This window comes from Brevibacillus sp. HB1.4B, assembly GCF_013284285.1.
GTDB lineage: Bacteria > Bacillota > Bacilli > Brevibacillales > Brevibacillaceae > Brevibacillus > Brevibacillus porteri.
Genome location: NZ_JABSUT010000009.1, coordinates 207278 through 228189 on the forward strand (window position 1 = coordinate 207278; position 20912 = coordinate 228189).

General features: G+C 46.7%; 5 protein-coding genes. All 5 read right to left on the reverse strand.

What is annotated here, in order from left to right; translation table 11 throughout:
- Positions 1 to 7: 7 nt before the first annotated feature.
- The gene (locus tag HP398_RS21620) at positions 8 to 15568 is read right to left on the reverse strand and encodes a hybrid non-ribosomal peptide synthetase/type I polyketide synthase (RefSeq protein ID WP_173623603.1); all 15561 of its coding nucleotides are present in this window, start codon (positions 15566 to 15568) and stop codon (positions 8 to 10) included.
- Positions 15569 to 16341: 773 nt separating this feature from the next.
- Positions 16342 to 17022, reverse strand: coding sequence for a metallophosphoesterase family protein (locus HP398_RS21625; RefSeq protein ID WP_017249131.1), 681 nt, complete (start codon positions 17020 to 17022; stop codon positions 16342 to 16344).
- A gap of 175 nt (positions 17023 to 17197) precedes the next feature.
- Positions 17198 to 17845 (reverse strand): nitroreductase family protein, encoded by a 648-nt coding sequence (locus HP398_RS21630; RefSeq protein WP_017249132.1) that lies wholly within the window; start codon positions 17843 to 17845, stop codon positions 17198 to 17200.
- A gap of 186 nt (positions 17846 to 18031) precedes the next feature.
- Positions 18032 to 18352, reverse strand: a complete 321-nt coding sequence (locus HP398_RS21635) for a hypothetical protein (protein WP_017249133.1) — start codon at positions 18350 to 18352, stop codon at positions 18032 to 18034.
- A gap of 16 nt (positions 18353 to 18368) precedes the next feature.
- Positions 18369 to 20912: a DNA topoisomerase IV subunit A gene (gene parC, locus HP398_RS21640; protein ID WP_173623604.1), complete on the reverse strand. Its 2544-nt coding sequence runs from the start codon at positions 20910 to 20912 to the stop codon at positions 18369 to 18371.

A 20912-nucleotide genomic window follows, 5' to 3' on the forward strand; every position in this document is an offset into this window, starting at 1 on the left:
CCATCTATCATTGAATTTTTTCACCCAGCAATTGGGAAAGATGATCTAATTCCTCAATGGACAGCTCATCGTATGTGAAATCTGTTGGGCTTTGCTCTACTGACTCTTTCGATAAGCAGTGCGTAATGATTTCTACGATCTTTTCTCGGTAGGCATCCACGAGGCGCTGAATGGTTCCTTCTTCAAACTCTTCACGATGATACGTAAATGTAAGTGTCAGCTTGCGATTCACCACCATTCCATTCACATCAAGCGCAAAGGATCGAATGGCGGACGGACTGATTTCTCGGCCCGGTGAAAGAGAGGAAGTCGTTATGCTGCCAGATTCCAAGTCTGTATCGAACTGTCCCAAATAGTTAAAACTGATCTCGGGCTTTACCTGGAACGTTAACGGAACTTCGGTTTGTCTCGCAGTCAGATACTGCAAAATACTGTATCCAACCCCTTTGTTCGGAACACGTCGCAGGCTGTCTTTCACCATTTTGATCTGGTAGCCAACGGATTCCGATCGGCTCATATCCAGTACGAATGGATACTGGGCTGTAAACCATCCGACGGTGCGTGAAACATCGATGTCCTTCACGATCTCTTCTCTACCATGTCCCTCCAGATTGACGAGCACATGATCTATCGACGCCCACTCATTTACCGCCAAACCTAACGCCGTAAGCAACAAATCATTTACTTCCGTGTTATAAGCCTGGTGGCTCTGCTTCAGTAGCTTTTCTGTGTAGGCTTCATCAAGCTCGATGGTGACATCTGTTGTATCTCGCATAAGCGGTGCCCCAATCGTTTCCGCCTTTGCCAGAGGAGAGAATGGCATTCCCTCAACCTGCTTCCAATATGCGATTTCCTGTTGAATCTCGCTTCCTTGCGCATATTTTTGCAATTCTTCTGACCATGTTTGATAGGAATCGGTTTTCATAGGCAAAGTAGGCTCTTCTTTCTGTAGCAAGGAGTCATACACCGTATGGAAATCTTCTAGAAGAATCCGCCATGAGACACCATCAACTACGAGATGATGAATCACGATTAACAGGTGATCTCCTGCATATGTTCGGAAAAGGCCAAGATTCACCAACGCAGTATCCGTCAAATCGATCCCTTCCTGTATGAGTTGCGCTGCTTGCTCCATTTCCACTACGCTTTGAGCCGGGAACTCTCTGATCATAATGGAGACTTGGCACTCGTCTAGTTCCCGATGTTCCTGTACAATGTCCGACTCTTTCATTTGGAATTTCATTCGCAAAGCATCATGATGCTCAATCAGCTTCATAAATGCTTGTTGAACCAGCTCTGGATCAAAGCCAGCTTCACTGAACAACATGACAGATTGATTGTAATGATGCGGGTTCTGATGGTTTTGTTCAAAGAAGTTCATCTGGATCGGTGTCAATGTTACTGCTCCCCTTACAGGCCCTTGCTCAATCTGTCTGGTCAGCGTCTGGAGATATCTTGCTGCACTGCGAATGCGCGGGTTTTGGAACAAGTCTTTCAAGCGAAGCTCATACCCATGACTCCTCAATCTCGCTATCATCTGAAGAGCTTTAATAGAGTCTCCCCCAAGCTCAAAGAAGTTGTGTGTCACACTTACTTGCGCAAGCCCCAGCACATCCTTCCAGATGGTGACCATGATTTGTTCCTGTTCATCGGACGGCTCGACGATGTGTTCCTCCACCAAGAGAGAGCGATCAGGAATGGGGAGTTTTTTCCGATCCACTTTTCCAACAGCGGTAATCGGCATCGCGTCTAGTCGAACGAAGAAAGAAGGAATCATGTAATCGGGCAAATCTTTCGCGAGCAGGTCTCTCCACTCGTCAGCGGCAAGCTCATGCTCTGTCACAATATACGCGCATAAGTACTTGCTTCCATTTTCTTCTTCTCTGGCGATCACGATTGCTTCTTTTACCTGTTCTAGCGAAAGCAACTTGCTTTCAATTTCCCCTGGCTCGATTCGATATCCCCTAATTTTGATCTGGAAATCCCTTCTGCCCAGGAAGTGAATGTTTCCATCCGGTAAGTAGACAGCCAAATCCCCTGTCTTATACATTTTTTCATAGCCCGGTTCCGCGTATGGATTATCGACAAAACTTTGCTTCGTTTGCTGCTCATTATGCAAATAACCTAGTCCAAGCGGCATGCCAGAGATGTAGATTTCGCCAGGGACACCTATCGGCACTCGCTTTCCGTACGCATCGAGAAGAAGGATTTTCGTGTTGAATATCGGTTTTCCAATCGGAATGCGATCTTCCTCTCCCGTAATTTGATAGGCAATGCATCCGATACTTGCTTCTGTCGGGCCATACAAGTTCGTAGGTGATACATACTGGAATATTTTCAGGAATTTGGAAACTGTGGACGGAACGATTTCCTCGCCGCCGATAATGATCTTTTTGAGCGATTGTAATTTGCCCTGCAGCTCGAGATTTTCAGCTAACTGATTGACGATCACATTAAAGACAGATGGGACGAAATCAGTTAAGGTAATTTGTTCGTCTTCAATGATTCCAGCCATGTAATCAGCCGAGACTGTCATCCCCGTAGTAGGCAAGACCGTTTTTCCGCCATTCGTCAGCGGCCAGAAGAATTGCCAAATGGCACTGTCGTATACATGGTTGGTGGTCTGAAGGACAGATTGCGCTGCGTCTTGTCCAAAGTAGTCATCCATCCAGAGAAAGCGGTTGACGATCCCTCTATGCGGTACGACGACTCCTTTTGGTTTGCCTGTTGAACCAGAAGTAAAAATGACATAGATGGGGTCTTCCGGCGATACGGACAAATTAGGATTTTCGGTTTCGGTTGTCAGGTGCCCCAGATCAATCGCAACCAAATTCGCTCCCAAATCCGTCTCCGTAAAGGAATGGTCAGATTCTACGAATACGAACTCGCTACCCAGCTCGGCAATAACAGACTGGAGTCGATCGACAGGCCACTGAATGTCCAATGGTGAAAACGCTGCTCCCGTCTTCATTACACCTACTAACGATACGACCAATTCCAGACTTCTTTCCATCAGCACAGATACATACTTGCCTTTTCCTATACCGCGGTTCAACAGATCCGAAGCGACTGCATTGGCTTTCTCGTTCAATTGTTGGTACGTGATTGTCGAGCCTTGATAGGAAACGGCAATGCGATTCGGATAAAGTCTGGCTGATTCCTCGATGGCAACATGGATCGGTTGTACCACAGGATAATCTCGCTTCGTATCATTACTGAGCTTCTCCATAAACTGCATTTCTTCTGGAGACATGAGGTCAATCTCGCCCACAAGAATATCCATGTTAGCAGCTACCTGCCGCAGTACGTTGGTAAAATGGCTGATAAAACGCTCCATCGTCTCAGGCTTAAATAAACTGGTGCTATATTCGCACTCCACAAAAAAGCTTTCATTTCTCGTCTCGACATTCATGACGATGTCTAGCTTGGATATTTTCGTTTGGAATGGATAAAGGCTGACCTCTACCCTGTTCCAGTCAAATGCCGTATCTGCCACATTGTCATAGGAGAACATGGTGTCAAACAACGGATTCCTGCTTGGGTCACGTCGAACTTGAAGCTTCTCTACTAGGTCTTCCAATGGATAATCCTGATGTTCAAACGCCAGAAGTGCCTTCTCACTTAGCTCTTGGACAAACTCGCGGAACGTTTTGCTGCCTGCTGGATGATTTCGCAGTGCAAGCGTATTTACAAACATCCCCACTACATTTTGAACATCGGTGTGGTTACGTCCTGCCACTGGAGTCCCTACGACAATGTCCTCTTGCCCGGTATATTTGGACAGCAAAACGTTGTACGCCGCCAATAGAATCGAAAAGACTGTGACATTCGCTTCCTTCGCCAAGTCATGCAAGCTACGAGATACATCTGCCTCTATCTCGCTTTCGACCGTACCCCCTTCAAAGCTTTGAAACTGCGGTCGCTGATAGTCCGTAGGTAGATTCATAACAGGTAGCTCCCCGCTGAATTCATCTACCCAGAACTTCTCCTGCTTATGGGACTGCCCCGTTGCCTTGAGCTGTTTCAACCAAGCCGAATAATCCTTGTACTGAACGGTGAATGGTTTTGGATTTTGTCCGTTATACAGTTGATTCAACTCATCAATCACAATGCTCACCGATGTTCCATCTGCTATGATGTGGTGCATGTCAATCAGGAGCAAATGCTTGTCCTCCACCAGTTTTACCAGCTTGACGCGCAATAATGGAGCCAAGCTCAGTTCGAATGGTTGAATGAACGTCCGAATGAGATTTTCTATACTCTCAGGACTGTCCTCTGCGCGAGCATGATCGATAGCAAAACGGACAGAGTCATGGACAAATTGTTTCGGCTCACCATTTACGTAGTCGAAGGACGTACGGAACGCCTCATGCCTTTGAATGAGGGACTGGAATGCGTTTTCCAATGCCGCAGAATCCAGCTGCCCGGAAAGAATCAGAGCGCCTGCCATGTTATAGGCAACACTCGTTTCATCGAGTGATTGAACCGTGAAAATCCTTTTTTGCGAAGGAGAGAGCTCATAATTCTCTTGTTTTCCAACCAACTGAATCAAAGGCTTTTCGGTCAGTGTCGATTCAGAAATGACGTGGGCAAAACTTCTGACAGTAGGATTTTGGAAAACGGCTCGCAGCGGAATTTCTACCTGCCACTCCTTGTTCACTTTGGCAACAAGAATGGCGGCATGCAGCGAATGTCCACCGATTTCAAAGAATCGATCCAAAGCGCCGACTCGTTCGATACCCAAGACCTCTTGCCATATTCCTGCAAGTTTTCTTTCATTTTCTGTCGCTGGCTCTACGTATTCCTCGGATATTAGCTTAGAAAGATCGGGTTCAGGCAAAGCATTACGATCGATTTTGCCGTTTGGCGTCACAGGCAACTCTTCCAATTGGATGATAAAGGTTGGCACCATGAACTCAGGCAGGGAATCGGCTAAAAAGCCCTTGATTTCGGACGCACTTACTCCCTCATCCGTCGTGTAATATGCGCACAATACAACGGATTCATCTCCCTTTGTCTTCGGGAGCACAATGGCATTACGAACCTTTTCGTGCCGTAGCAGCTGATTTTCGACTTCGCCCAGCTCCACACGATATCCACGAATCTTCAATTGGTAGTCCGAACGACCAACAAACTCCATATTTCCATCTGCCATCCAGCGCACAATATCGCCGGTTTTATACATGGTCTCACCAGGACGGAAAGGATTTTGGATGAAGCGCTCACGGGTTAATTCCTCTCGGTTCAGATACCCCCGCGCAACACCTGCTCCCCCGATATATAGTTCTCCGTACACGCCCACCGGCTGTGGCCGCCATTGGGAATCCAACACATAAAATTCTGTGTTTTGCAGCGGTTTTCCGATCGGAACATTTCCGGTTGTCATTTCGGTATCGCCAGCCATTTCGAAGTAGCTGGAATCAATAGCAGCCTCCGTGACTCCATAGCTATTGATGATTTTGATCTGCCCGAAACGCTCGACCAAGCGGACAAACGCTTCGCTTTGGCATGTATCCGAACCAAGAATCAGCAGTTTCAGATGAGTGAGCGGCAATCCATTTTGATAAATGTACTCCATAAAAGGAAGAACAAGAGCAGGTGTCGATTCAAACAAGGAAATTTCATACCGGGTCAACCACTGATAAAGAACCGGAAGATCAATCCTTACATCACTGGGACAAATCACCAAATGTCCACCATTCAGCAGGGCCCTGCACAAATCCCCCGCAAACACGTCAAAAGAGAAACTCGCCATCTGCAAGAGATTCACATTCATCTGTTCAAGTTCGTACTCATAGCGCCATGTATTCGCTACACTGACCAGATTGCGATGCTCGATCATAACCCCTTTGGGTTTGCCAGTCGTGCCGGATGTATAAATGATATAAGCGAGATCGCTCGGTCCGGAGATGGCGTCGAGATTGGACGAATCCTCTCTGTAACTGGCCTTTGCGTCCAGATCGATTATGGCGCCGCTGAAGTCTATTCCGCTCTGTCCATTTTGATTGACCAGCATGACCTTTGCCTGACTGTCTTCCAGCATGAATGAAATGCGGTCCTTCGGATATTGAGGATCAATCGGAACATAGGCACCACCCGCCTTCATGACTGCCAGAACAGCGACGACCATGTTAATCGAGCGTTCTGCCAAAATCGCAACGGAGCTGTTTGGCTTTACACCCTGATCACGCAGAGTCCGTGCCAAGCGGTTTGCTTCCGCATTGAGTTCCTGATAGCTGATCTGCTCTTCCCCGTAAGAAACAGCGACTTGCTCTGCATGGCGTATTGCTTCTGCCTCAAACCATTCATAGAACGTTGGATAGAGAGGAGCGGAAATTTGCGTTCTCGCTTGATTAAAGTCGGCAACAACCTGCTTGACGTCTTCGCTGGACAAGTATTCCAAATCAGCTAGACAACTCTCATTCGATTGCAGAATGGAATGAAGAATCTTGGCAAAGTGATTGGCCATTCGCTCAACCATATCGCGTTTAAACAGATGAGTGCTGTAATCAAATTGGCAAGTGAGCGTTGTCCCATCGTCATGGACATCAAGACTGAGATCAAAGAGGGACACACCTTTTGGATATTCATACGTCGTGACTTTGAAATCATCTGAGGCCACGTCGTCAAAGGATTCATAATGGTAATCAAACATGGTATCAAATAGCGGATTGCGGCTCAAATCTTTGTTTAGTTGCAGAGCATCAACCAGTTTTTCAAACGGGTACTCCTGGTTTTCAAAGGCACGTATGGCTTGATTTTTCACTTCTTTCAGGAAATCCGTAAAGGTCTTGCTTCCTGTTGGATAGTTTCGGATGGCCAACGTATTTACAAACATGCCCATCATTCGTTCCAAATCAGGGTGTTGTCTTCCCGCCACAGCAGAACCGACAATCAGCTCCTCCTGCCCCGTGTATCGATAAAGAAGTACATTGTAAGCAGCAAGCAGTACCATATACAAGGTCGTGTCCGTTTCCCTAGCCAATTGGAGCAACTGCTTCCTGACTTCCTCATCGATCTCCATTGTCAAGCGGTCACCTTCAAAGGATTGAACCGGCGGTCTTTGGTAATCAATGGGAAGCTTCAGTACGGGGAGCTCTCCTTGGCTAAATTGCGTAAGCCAGTACTCCTTTTGAGCCAAGAGCTGTTCTGAATGCTCCCTCTCTTGCTCCCATGCCACGAAATCTTTATACGTCACGCCGAGTTCAGGCAGTGATTCTCCTCTATACGTATGGAGCAGCTCACGGATAAACAGAGAGACCGAATAGCCGTCCGAAATAATGTGATGCATGTCCACAGCCACAATAAAGCGTTTGGCTGACACTTGGAAGATTTTCGCCCGAATAAGCGGTGCTTTGCTGAGATCAAATGGCTGGATAAAGGTGCGAATCGCCTCATTTACATCCACTTCGGACAATTGCTCGACCTCAATATCCAATGACAAATCGTCATGTAAAATTTGCACGACTTCATTATCTCTGATGACAAAGTTGGTTCGGAAAGACTCGTGCCTTTGTACAACCTGTTGCAAAGAGTGAATCAGACGATCAAGTTCCAGCTCCCCATCCAATTGTAAGTAACCGGATAGGTTATAGGCGGTTCCTCCATCCAGACCTTGGAGGATGTACATTCTTTTTTGTGCGGAAGAAGACTTATAGTATGGCTGCAACTCGCATGAGCGAATGGGAGTAAAAGCTTGATGCTTTGAAGAGTCTACATATTTGGCTAAATCACGTATCGTCTGCGATTGAAAAATTTGATGCAAAGGAATTTGCACATGGCATTCCTTGTAGATTCTGCTGAGCATGACAGTCGCTTGTAAGGAGTTCCCGCCTTGTTCAAAAAAATTATCATCCAGATACATCGGGGAGCTTCCCAAGATTTCTTGCCAAATGACCCTGATGGTCTCTTCGGTCGCCGTACCAGCCTGCTCTACTTCTCTGTCTCTCGTACTTCTTTGCCCTGCAAGACGATCGGATAAATGGATGATTTGGATTTCTCCATTTCCTAGGGGAACAGCCGTTTTCATTGTTCGCTGCCAATGAGACGGGTCAGCATGCTCGAATCCCCCATCAGCCAGATACACCTGTCCGACCGCACCCACAGGGGCCAATTGCTGATATTGATCCAGGACATAGAGGGAAGCTCGTCCTACTCGATCATCTGGCACATCCTGCAAAAGTTCTGTCCATTCCGCTGCATATTTGCCCAGGTTGCCACTGGATTCGCGTATCATTCTTTCCATCTCATTGGGCTGTAAAAGTGACAGTGCACGAATTTTTTCCTGATCGTCTTCTGCAATACGATGCAAAAGATTGGCAAAGTAGACGCCCCACTTGCGAAGAATCTCTGTGGTTACTACCCCGCTTCGTGCATCCACATCAACCACAAGCTCTCCGCCCACTTCTGTCACGTTGACAAAAAGATCGTACTTGCTGTAAATGATCCGATTGGGCAACAGCGTAGCCTTCATTTGAGCGAAAGTCAGGTTGTGAAGCGGTCGATCCATATTGAACAACACAGAAAGCTCTGGCAAGTTCTGATGCGGCAAATTCTCAGCTAATGCTGCAAAGGAGTAAGCTTGATGCTTTTCCATCTCCGCAACCGCTTGTTTCACCCGGGACAAATAATCCGCTGCCGTATCATTGCCGTCAATCTCCGTGCAAACCGGCAACAGATTGACGCAGTTTCCGATCAAGGACATTTTGCCGATATGGGATTGACCCGCAGTAGGAATCGCAACAACCATTTTTCTATTCCCAAGAATGCGATGTAGGAAGAGGTTAAAAGAAGCCAGTAAGGTAATAAACAGACTGTTCTTGTTTTGAATGCTTCTTTTTCTTGCCTTCCTTGTGATGTTACTGTCGATCTTGAAGGTAATTCGCTCGCCTGTAAAAGTTGGTTTTCCCACTTCTCGTTGCTCTAAAGGAAAAACGAGCTTGGGGATTGGCTCTGCAAATTTTTCGTTCCAGTACGTGAGCGCGTCCTGAAACGCTGGATTCTGCATCTGATCTTCTTGCCAATTTCGGTACGTAGAAAACGGTGTAGACGGCTCGAGCGATATTGGTCGTTTCTGTGTAAGGGCCGAGTAAATATCATCCAGCTCTTTTATAAAAACAGCCATGGACCACCCATCCGCAATCATGTGATGGAAGGTGTAGGAAGTCAGGAATTTGGCGGTAGCCAGCTTGATGACACTTACCCGATACAGGGGGTCCTCAGAAGACAGGTCAAATGGCGTGCCTGTTTGTTCATCCAATAGCTGATTCCTTTTTTCTTCCTGTTCCTCGGATGAAAGGTTGCTCAAATCCACGAATCGAACACGTATGTCCCTATTGGGCAGTACCACCTGGTACTCCCCGTTTGAATCAATGATGGTCCGCAATGCTTCGTGACGATCCACCATGGTTTGGACTGCCCGCTCAAACACAGGGATATCAAGCTCACCCTCCACCTGAAGGGAGATGGTCTCGTTAAAAGCGGCGGATGCTTCCACGCGATATTTGACTGCAAACCACATTTGTTTCTGTTCAGGGCTAAGAGGAAGCTTCAGTTGTTCCCCCACACTTTCCACAGGCGTTGCCTCTGGCATTTGTCCATCACGTCTCGTAACGTTTGTCATTTCGACGACTTGATTTTGTTTCCGTCCACCACTCGGAGAAGTTGGGGGTGGCTCCGGCAAAAAACCTCCTCGCCTTAGATCATCAATACTTTCCTTCACCGCATGGATCAGTCTTTCAATATCCTCATCGGAATGGGCTGTGGAAAGGAAGCAATTTCTGCCCTCCCATATATAAATGCCCTTGCTAATCAGATGATAGAAGAACAATTCTATATCGGTAAACGATACGAAGCGGAACAAGGAGCCGCAATTAATCATCTGGATTGGGATCTGTTCGTTCTTAAAATACGCGTTAAGTGTTTCTACCAAGTAGAGGGTCTTTTGAGTCAATTCTTCCTGAAGCTTCGGCCCCTGTTCCTTCAAATATTCCAGAGTAGCGATCGCAGCGTGCATCGTCAGTGGATGCGTGCAAAACGTTCCGCCCACAAACGTCTTTTTCTCGGCATTTACCGGGTAAGAATGATCCCCAAAATTCCAGATTCCTCCGTCTACTGCATCCATGAACGCAGCTTTACCGGCTACAACACCGATCGGCATGCCACCACCCGGAACTTTTCCATACGTAACGAGGTCTGCTTCTATTCCGTACCACGCCTGTGCTCCACCAAGATGTATGCGGAATCCTGTAATGATTTCGTCAAAAATAAGGGCAGTGCCTGATTGGCTTGTAATCTCTCTGACTTCCTTCAAGAATTCCACTGGCTGCAGATCTGGACGGCGGCTTTGAACAGGCTCGACTAATACTGCTGCCAGTTCATGTGCATGTTTTTTGATCAGCTCGATTGATTTTGGGTGGTTGTAGTTTAAGACTAGGACGTCATCCACCGTATGCTGGGTAATACCTGGTGCCATCGGTATGGCCTTCCCGTCCTGGGACTCAGGATCAGCAACAGTCAGAACGCCGTCAAATGTACCGTGATAGGAGCCGGAAAATAATGCGATTTTCGAACGGCCTGTAACAGCTCTAGCCAAGCGCAGTGCAACCATTACTGCCTCTGTTCCCGAATTGTAAAAAGCGACACGCTCTACTCCGGATAGCTCGCTAATTAATTCTGCTACCCTTCCAGCTACATCCGACATTGGACCCAGCGGAGGCAGATCAGATTGAATCTGTTCCTCCAGCTTTTTCATGATAAATGCGGGATTATGACCGAGCAGGTTTACACCGAAACCCATCGTCAGATCAACATATTCATTCCCATCCAGATCCCACATTTTTGAACCAGCTGATGCTTGTGTAATGATCGGATAGACCATTTCCTTCCAATACGAACGGAATCCAGACACATTGCGATTGTTGGCATGAACAAATCGGTGCTCTTGCGTATACTTCTTGGAGTGCTTTGTCTTTTCCGTATAGCTTTGAATGAATGCGTTCAAATACTCTCTTTGTGTCGGTGTAAAATTGCCTCGTTCACCGATCATCAGTGGCTGATACGGTATAAATGGCTTCTGGCGTTCCTCTTCATTCACCTTGACGGGTGGTTTACCTTCGGGTTTCTTACTCTCGGGAGCTACAGGCACAGATTCAACTTGTTGCTTTGGTACAAAGCTTTGTTCTTGATTCAACAGCTCCAATTGCTTTTGTAACAGCGTAGCCATTTGATTTTGGTGTTCAGACAAGAGCGAAATCTGCTTTTCGATAATGGTTTCAACCGCCCCTGTGCTTCTCGAGACTGGCATTTTCATGGTTTGTTCAATCGGCTCTGATTGTTGAATATGGTGAACGTCATTCTGTTCCACAACTACGTTTGCTTTCGGTTGCTCGATTGCCATCCATTCCATTTGTTTGGCAGAAGCCACAGCGGGGCTACTGGATAGCTCCAGAGCGATGTGGGCCGCTAGCTTGTCCACACTGGTAATGGTTTCAAACAACTCTTGGGCCGGAATGACCACTCCAAACTTTTCTTGAATTTCACGATTGATTTGTACGAGCATAATAGAATCCAAGCCTAGCTCCAGAAAATGAAGGGATGGATCAATTTCATCTACAGCAAAACCAGAAGCATGATGAACCAACTCTTTCAGAACTTTTGCGATTGGCGCAGTTCCTATCTCTGACACAGTAGCACCTCTATTTCCGCTAATAGTATTCGTCTGTTCTGGAATGATGCTGATTACATCATCTGTAATCCAAGAGCGATGCTGATCGAAAGGATAGACCGGCAGTGGCATTTTTCTTCTCTTTTTGCCATCTCTGTAGAACTCATCCCAGTCAACCGTAGCTCCCTGTACATACAAATCGCATAATGTCGTGGCATACGAATACTTCATCTCTGTACTCGCCTTGTGGTACTTTTCTTGCACATCCCGAGCGGATTGACTCAACAGATGAACGGTTTCTTCTGGAACGCGCTTTTTACCAGGTGAGTAGACGAAAACATCTCGATCATTTTCAAGCCGGACCGCCAATCGGTCGAGCTTTTGTTCGAAATCGCTGCGACTATGCAAAATGAGTGCAATCCGATAGGGAAGCGTTTCTCTCCCGGTATTTGCCGTATAGCACAAATCAGACAGCGAAAGCGGTCCGCTGGAAGAAAGAAACTCCCGGTACTTTTGAATCAGACGTTGAAGGGCTGACTCGGATTTGGTCGACAAGGTAAATACTTGCACCTCGTCTGAGACTGTCATCTCCGTTTCATTAACTGGCACATACTCTTCCAAAATAACGTGGCTATTGGTCCCGCTAAACCCAAACGAGCTAACCCCGCATCTCCTCGGATGTCCATCTGTTTCCCATTTTTCCAGTCTGTTTTGTACATAGACTGGCGACTTTTCAAATGCGAAATTCCGATTCGGCTTCTGGAAATGGACGAGGGCCGGCAGTTCTTTGTGCTTTAACTGCAAAGCAGCCTTAATCAATCCAGCGATTCCCGCTGCTTCATATAAATGTCCAATATTCGCTTTGACAGTGCCTATTCCACAAAACTGTTTTTTCTGTGTATATTGTCGGAATGCTCTCTGAATTCCATCCAGCTCAACGGGGTCCCCTAGTTTTGTACCCGTTCCATGCGCCTCTATATAGCTAATCGTTTCAGGGTCGACTTGCGCATCCTCCCAAGCGTCTACGATCAATTCTGCCTGGGCCTGTGAGTTCGGTGCGGTAATCCCGACTGTAACGCCGTCTTGATTCACAGCGCTTCCCTTAATCACTGCATAGATGTGATCCCCGTCCTCGATGGCTTTTTCCAAAGGTTTTAACAGAACAGTAGCTACGCCTTCTCCCCAACCCGTTCCATCAGATTGATCGTCAAACGCCCTTGAACGGTTGTCAGAGGATTCCATTCCGATTCCAGCCTTCAGCGCCAGCAGGATAGTTTTGACTCCACCTGCCAATGCCATCTCACAATCTCCGTTTTGGATAGCCTTGCACGCCATATGAACCGCAACCAAGGAAGAAGAGCAGGCTGTATCCACTGTGACAGCAGGGCCACGCAAATCAAGCAAGTGCGAGATGCGGCTTGCAATAATGGAAGGAAGGTTGCCTACTGCATAAGAGGGCAAATCCTTGGGACTTAACACTGACAAAAGGCGTTCGTAATCGTATCCCAACTTGGAGAATCCGACATACACCCCTACTTTTTCCCCTGAAAGCTTGTGTCCGCCATAGCCTGCATCCTCTAGCGTATTCCAAGCATTTTCAAGGAACAGCCTTTGGTTGGGGTCCATTAGCTTTGCTTCTTTTGGGGTGATCGAGAAGAATGAATAGTCAAACTTATCAATCTCCTCTAAATAACCACCCTCCACAAGGCTTGGATTGCCCTGCTCGCTTCTGACCAGCGATACATATTGTTCTGTGTCCTTTCGTCTCTGACCATGAAGCTCATGAATACAATCCTTTCCTCCCCGGATGTTTTGCCAAAATTGATCCACATCCTGAGCCTGCGGGAACTTACAAGAAATACCAATAATCGCGATATCCTTTTGTTTCTGTTGGCTCGTATCTGTCTCTTTTATGCGATCGGTCGCTTGATCGTCGTGGAAGAGACTGCGAGAAAGCTTGGAGATCGTCGGATAGGCAAACAAATCGGTAACCGCCAATGTGATCCCCATCTCTTCTTCTATCCGCCCTGCTAACTGGGTCAACTGCATAGAGGACACGCCTACGTCAAAATAACTGTCGTTTGGTCCCAATTTGTCTGATTGAAGCACCTCGCGGCAAATCGTAAGCAATTGTTTTTCTAATTCTTCACGTAACTGCGGTGATTGATCGGTTCTCTCCTCTTTTACCTCTTCGGTGATTCGGCGTTGCATCTCCTCGGTAACATCGCGGAATGCTCCAGACTGATACTCCCTGGCCACTCTATATCGTTCGACTTTTCCACTCGTGGTTTTGGGGATGCGCTGAATCGGCAAGACCTCGCTTATTCTCCACCCTGTTCGCTCGTTCAAATGCATTTTCACTTTCTTAGAAAGCGCAATGAAGTCTTCTACACTTTTCCGATGAAGGATAAACACGAGAATGTCTTCTTCTTTGCTCTCCTCGTTAAATACCCCGCAAGCAACGACCTTCCCAAGCTCGACTCCTTCAACTTCCTCAGCTATCCGCTCAATATCATGCGGATAAACGTTTTGACCATTCACGAAGATGATGTCTTTTTCACGCCCCGTAATGACAAGACGTTCGTTTCGCATAAAACCCAGATCCCCTGTTCTAAGCCATCCATCAGCCGTCATTACATTTGCGGTGGCAACAGGGTTGTTGTAGTATCCAGCGGTTACATTCTTCCCTCTAATATGGATATGGCCAACCGTATCGCTTGGCAGCTCCCGATCCTCGTCATCACATATTCTTACCTCGCAAAAATCAATGGGGTAACCGACTTCTACTAGGGTGAGCGCTTCAGGATTTGTTTGATCCGTCATCTTGATTGGCTTTCCCATCTGGATAAACCTACGATCCAGAGAAATCGTTGTAAAATGCAAGTTTTGATCAGGTATCGATACTCCCACAGAGGCTTCAGCCAATCCATAGCATGGGAGCATGCTTGTTTTCTTCAATCCATAAGGGCTCATCTGATCCAAAAAGTGATAAATTAATTCTGAAGCGATGGGTTCTGCACCATTTAGAATCGCGCGGAGGGTTGACAAATCCCACTCTTCTGCCACTTCTGGTTTAAACCTAGACAACACATATTTATACCCAAAGTTCGGAGAAGAAGTAATTGTCGCCTTGTGCTCGCTTGCTTTCTTCAACCATAGCGTAGGTCGCCTGATAAACAGTGAGGTATGAATAAAATAATGCTGAACTCCTGCGTACAACGGGGATAAATGGAACGCAATCATCCCCATGTCATGAGTTAAGGGCATCCAGCTTAGAAATGAGTCAGACTCAGTCGTTTCAAGTCTGTTATTAATCGCAAGCACATTATGGACAAGGTTTTCATGCGTCAGGGTAACCCCTTTTGGATCCCCTGTAGACCCCGATGAAAATTGAATAAAGGCCACATGATCAGCAGTAGGATAATAAATTGTGCCCTTCTCTTCTGTTTTCACGGTCTCATCAAGCAGGAAGGACTTTGACTTCAACGATTCCATTTCCGTCAGGTAGTTGTGTTTACTAAAGAAATCCTCCAGTCGTTTCCAGACACTGTCGGTTGTAATGAGATACGGATTGATTAATGTCCGCCAAACCTTCAACAGCTTAAGACGATGCTCTTCGTTATCCCCTACAGAGATAGGAACAGCAATCATTCCACCGAGTAAGCATCCCCAAAAAAGGCAGACAAACGTTCGGAGATTACTATCCTCAATTTGAAAAACGACCTCATCACCAGGCTTGATTCCATTTTTTTGGAGGACAAATAAATAACCGAGGGCTTCTTCATACAATTCTTTATAGGAAACAAACACCTCATTCTGGTCTCCCAAAATGAAGGTAACGCCTTTATGGTCCTCGTTCTTCCACAATTCCAGCGCTTCTACTAATGTCTGAACAATATGCAAAGCGTTGTTCCTCCCTTGTCCCGTGTTTGATAGTTTCTAACACTTGCCTGGTGAGCATAACCACTCCAAATGCTCCCTCTTGCTCCCCACGTGCATACAAGAGAAGTGAATTTCCCCAAGCTGTAACTCGTTGTACGAATCGCCTGTCTCCCGCTTTCTATTCCGGGCTGCACTTAGGCTCGAACCAGATATAAGAAAACAGCTATTCCATTCTGAATATTAGGAACCTTTACCCGGAACCATATCGCCACTTACCCGGAAAAAAGGGCAGCCCATTCTTTTTCTTTCAGTACTTTGGAATGCAACGAACGGATATACACACTTTACTTTTATCCCATTTATTGATTTTTATTGAAGAGTCAACCAGTAAGAAACCATCGTCATAGTGAGATGGGTGATTCTTACCTTTTTCTAGGAATGGATGTATCGATCAATCATTTTTTTAAATGGCTGGTTCTTTTGTCTTTTCTAGGAGTGGAATAAGGGCGATGATTAGAGTAACGGTCACATTGCAGCGAGTATAGCAGGGGAAATTGGTCATTGATTTGCAAATATTCACGTGGGCTAATATGATGGTGAACAATAAGAATATGAGTGATTTGGGAATATTTTACTATCCCATATATTGGAATACAAGACTTAAATTATTAATTTTTGCAATTTATTTAAATAAAAATTCATTACAATCTTACTCTGAACTTATCTTGACGCATATCAAAAAGGCTTTCACCCGCTCTTTGGAAAGAGAGGTGAAAGCCTTCGTTCTTGTTTTATTACTCTACTGAGTAAACCTTTCGGCTAGGCAGTTCCAAGCAATGGAGACGGCCGCCGTATACAGCCCCGCCGTCAATGCCGATGATTTTATTTTCTCCGTAAAACACATCATGTTTACCGTGCAAGTAACTGGTTGGCGTGTGACCAAAAATAACAGTCTTCTCACCCTGGTAACCTTTATGGAACTCATCACGTATCCACATCAGCAGGTACGGGTCAGTCTCTGCAACTGGAGTCTCGGGATGTACACCCCCGTGAACAAAAATATAATCATCGGTTTCATAATAGCAGTTCAAGCCAGCCAAAAATTCCAGATGTTCTTTGACTGAAGAGGTGATTTCCAAGGCCTCCGGTACACCAGACTCCGTATCTGCTGCGGCATGACCATAGCTCGCCAACGTCTTTTGTGCGCCGTTTCGGAACCATCGTTCGATAAAGACAGGGTCTTGCTCGAATGATTTAACCATCATATGATCATGGTTGCCCATCAACACGATTGCTCCTTCTGCATGGAGCTGTTTTACCTTGTCGACGACCCCCTTCGACGCTGGTCCACGGTCTACATAATCACCTAGCAGGATCAATTGATCGTCTTGTGGATCGTACTGAACTTGCTCCATCAACGATTCCAGTTTGTCCAATTCCCCATGAATATCGCTGATTGCCAACAATCTTTTCATCCTACACCCTTCTTTCGCTCGTATACGGCTTCTCTTTCGTTACTGTCATGTCACCTTATTGTACGCCCCATTTCACCTGATTGCCAGCATGTCTGTCCAGCAAAAGCTTTTAAACGTGAAAAAAGCCCAGGCCCAAAATCATATATCAGGCCAAGGCTATTCCAATTCTCCATGCTTATTTACTCGGCATCTCATTCCAGAACGTAATTTCTTCTACATCCAGGCGAGTAGTCGGATGACCAGGCTCAGCCGCTTTGCCGACTGCAATCAACATGACCGTTTCATATTGATCCGGGATTTGGAAAGCTTCTTTGAATTTCTCGCTGTTATAGCCTCCCATTGGCACCGTGTCATACCCTCTTGCCTTGGCAACGAGCATCAATTGCATCGAGACGAGACCTCCGTCTACCAAAGCAATTTCCTTGATGATGGCTCGATCCCGATTCTCATAACGCTTGTTGATGTTGTCGATGAGTGTAGCTTTTACTTCCTCTGTCATGTAGCCTGCTTCGACGGCTTTTTTGTAAATGCTCCCGGCTTGCTTGTAGCCCTCATAGTCTGCCAGGACTGCAATAATCGCCGCAGCCTCAACCACTTGCTTTTGGTTAAATGCGATGGGGAGCAGCTTCTCTTTCAATGGCTGTTCATCGATAATCAAAAACCGCCATGGCTGGAGGTTGGAGCTTGAAGGTGCCAAGGTCGCTTCCTTAAGCATTTCCTTTAGTTCATCCCGCGAGATTTTTGCTGTTGAATCGTAATGACGTACGGAACGACGCTCCCGAATGACGTCGATAAAAGCCTTTTGGTCGATGACTTTTCCCATGATTCCATCCTCCAGTGGTAAGTATAAAAATCAAGTAAGTTACTAACTTTATTACACAACAACTCGTGTTCAAACTGTATCACATACTCCAATTCGCTGGCAATCTTTTTGTATGCAAAAAAACGCTTTGGCAAAACGACTCACATCCTGTCATAAATGCAAGCGCGTCACCAAAGCGTTTATTTGTTAAACCGGAGAAAAAGCGGATAGAATGGCTGGCTGTCTCACGGTGTCTCCATTCGGGAGCTCGACAACGAGATAGCCACTCCCTTCGTCCTCAGCTGCTTCCCAACTCAATGAAAAAGCTTTCCGGCTAAATGCATCCTCTTCGTCCAGACAACCAAGCATCGTCTTCAATGTGTCAGACGTAATCGGCACAGGCACACTTGCTCCTTGGTCTTGTGGAAGAGAGAGCAGTTTCGGTGCGTCTTCGAAATATTGCACAGTATCGAGGAGCAGAGAAACCTGCTGCCAGCTTAGCGGTGAAACAAAGGCTTCAAACGCCATCTATTCATCATTCCTTTTATTCACGATGATTTCCATCGAACAGGCTAGCCTGGGCATTAGGCGTTTTCTGTTGTCCTGCTGTGCCAGCTCCGTCTCCGGAGCCTTTTGCAGTCGCTTCATCCTTCGGTTCATCTGACGGCAAAATGGTTTCAAAAGCTACTGCTTTTACCCCACCCTCCACCAGTTGTCGGCCGATGCCACCTTGCTCGTTGACGATCACTTGCTCTGTCTCGACAGGGGTCCATTCGTTCTGCGACGTCCAGGCATAAACCGTTTCCTCGATGAACATCGCAACAAGCTCATGCGGATTATTTTTTCGTTTACGAATCAACTGTACGCCTTTGCCTGCGCGAGCCTGGAGTGGGATTGCAGCAATGGCTGTGCGTTTTACAACCCCTTCAGCCGTCAACAAACTAAAGGCACGTGAATCGACTTCCTCAATCGGAAGCATCGTGATGACAACGTCGCCAGGAGCAAGTGCGATTGCTTTTACCCCGCTCGATGCTCTACCCGTTGCGCTGACTTCACTGCGCTGGAATCGAATGCCCATGCCATCTTTTGTCGCACCGAGAATCGCCCCAGCTTCGTCAGCCACAAATACATTCACAAACTCGTCATCGTCTGCTTTCAGCTTCGCAGCTACCAACGCACTCGAACGATTCGTTTCGTATTCGGACAACGCCGTCTTTTTCATCAAACCATTTTTGCTTACATGGTATACATATAGGGGTTGTTTGAAGTTTTCTACGATCGTAAAGCCAACGATCCGCTGATTCTTCTCCAACGGGATAATGTTGACGAGGGCGGAACCAATATCCTTCCACTTATCGTCTGGGAAGGCGTTGACCAATGTGGCGAAGTATTTACCGTCCTGGGTAAAGAAGAGAGCAGTGTGAGACGTATTCGCCTCCATGAAATAGCGGACACGGTCTCCTTCTTTTACCCCACATGTCTCCAACGTTCCCCCCACTGATTTGAAGGAGCGCGGGCTCGTCCGCTTGATATATCCTTCGTTTGTGAGAGTTACGATGCAATCCTCAGCATTGATTTGCATCGCGATATCGATTTTGATTTCCTCGATCTCGCCCTGGATTTCTGTCAGGCGCTCTTCTGCGTATTTTTTCTTGATCTCGTTCAGCTCGCCTGTAATGACTTGAATCAGCTTTTTCTCGCTTACCAAAATCGATTTCAATTCCTCGATTTCTTTTGCCAGTGTAGCCAATTCTTTTTCCAGCTTGACGATATCCAAGCGAGTTAAGGAAGCGAGCTGAATGTTCAAGATCGCATCTGCTTGGTTTTCGGTGAAGTCGTATTTCTCCATGATGTTTTTCTTGGCATCTGCACGGTCTTCCGAATCCATAATCGTATCGACAATCTGACGCAAAATGGACTTGGCACGAATCAAGCCTTCCACGATATGCTCGCGGCTTTGCTTACGATTCAGATCATATTGACAGCGATTCGTGACGACTTCTTTTTGGTGGTCGATGTACGCTCCCAACAGAGCCTTGAGTCCCATCTGGCGGATGGTCCCCTCATGAATCACGTTCATGTTGTAATTGTAATAGATTTGCAGATCCGTATTTTTGTACAGGTAGTTGAGAATCGCCTGCTCATCCGCTTCCTTGCGAATATCCACTACGATACGGACTTTTTTCTGCTCAGCCTCTTTGCGACCAGTTTCATCGCGAACCGCCAGCGCCCCCTCGATTTTGCGCTCCATCACAAGCTCATCGATTTGGCCGACGAGCTTCGACTTGACCACTTCGTAAGGGATTTCGGAAATGACGATTTTTTTGACTTTGCCGCCTTTTGGCTCCTCTACATGGGTCTTCCCGCGAATGATGAATTGACCACGGCCTGTCTCAAACGCCTTGCGAATTCCGGACAGCCCTTGAACAATGCCGCCTGTCGGAAAATCTGGACCTTTGACGTGCTGCATCAGCTCATCCAGCGAGATATTCGGGTTCTTCATTTGTGCAACAGCCGCATCGATGACCTCGCCCAAATTGTGAGTAGGGATGTCCGTTGCAAAACCAACCGCAATCCCGGCCGCACCATTCACGAGAAGATTAGGAAACCGCGAAGGCAATACTGCCGGTTGTTGAGCGGAGTTGTCGTAGTTCGGGATAAATGTAACCGTATCCTTTTCAATATCACGCAGAAGCTCATTGGCCAACGCCGACAGTCTGGATTCGGTATAACGCATAGCGGCTGGTGGGTCTGCGTCTAAGCTACCAAAGTTTCCGTGACCTTGAATAAGCACCTGCCGCATTTTCCACCATTGCGCCATCCGTACCATCGTTTCGTAAATCGCCGAGTCACCGTGCGGATGATAGGTACCCATCACGTACCCGACCGTTTTCGCTGATTTCCGGTATGGTTTATCGTTCGTGTTGCCTTCTTGGTACATGGCATACAAAATACGGCGCTGTACCGGTTTTAGTCCATCGCGAGCATCCGGGATCGCGCGTGAGAGAATAACCAGGTTGGCATAGTCCCCGAAGCGCTTTCCCATAATCTCCGCGAAGCTCTGATTAATAATTTGATTGGACAGCAT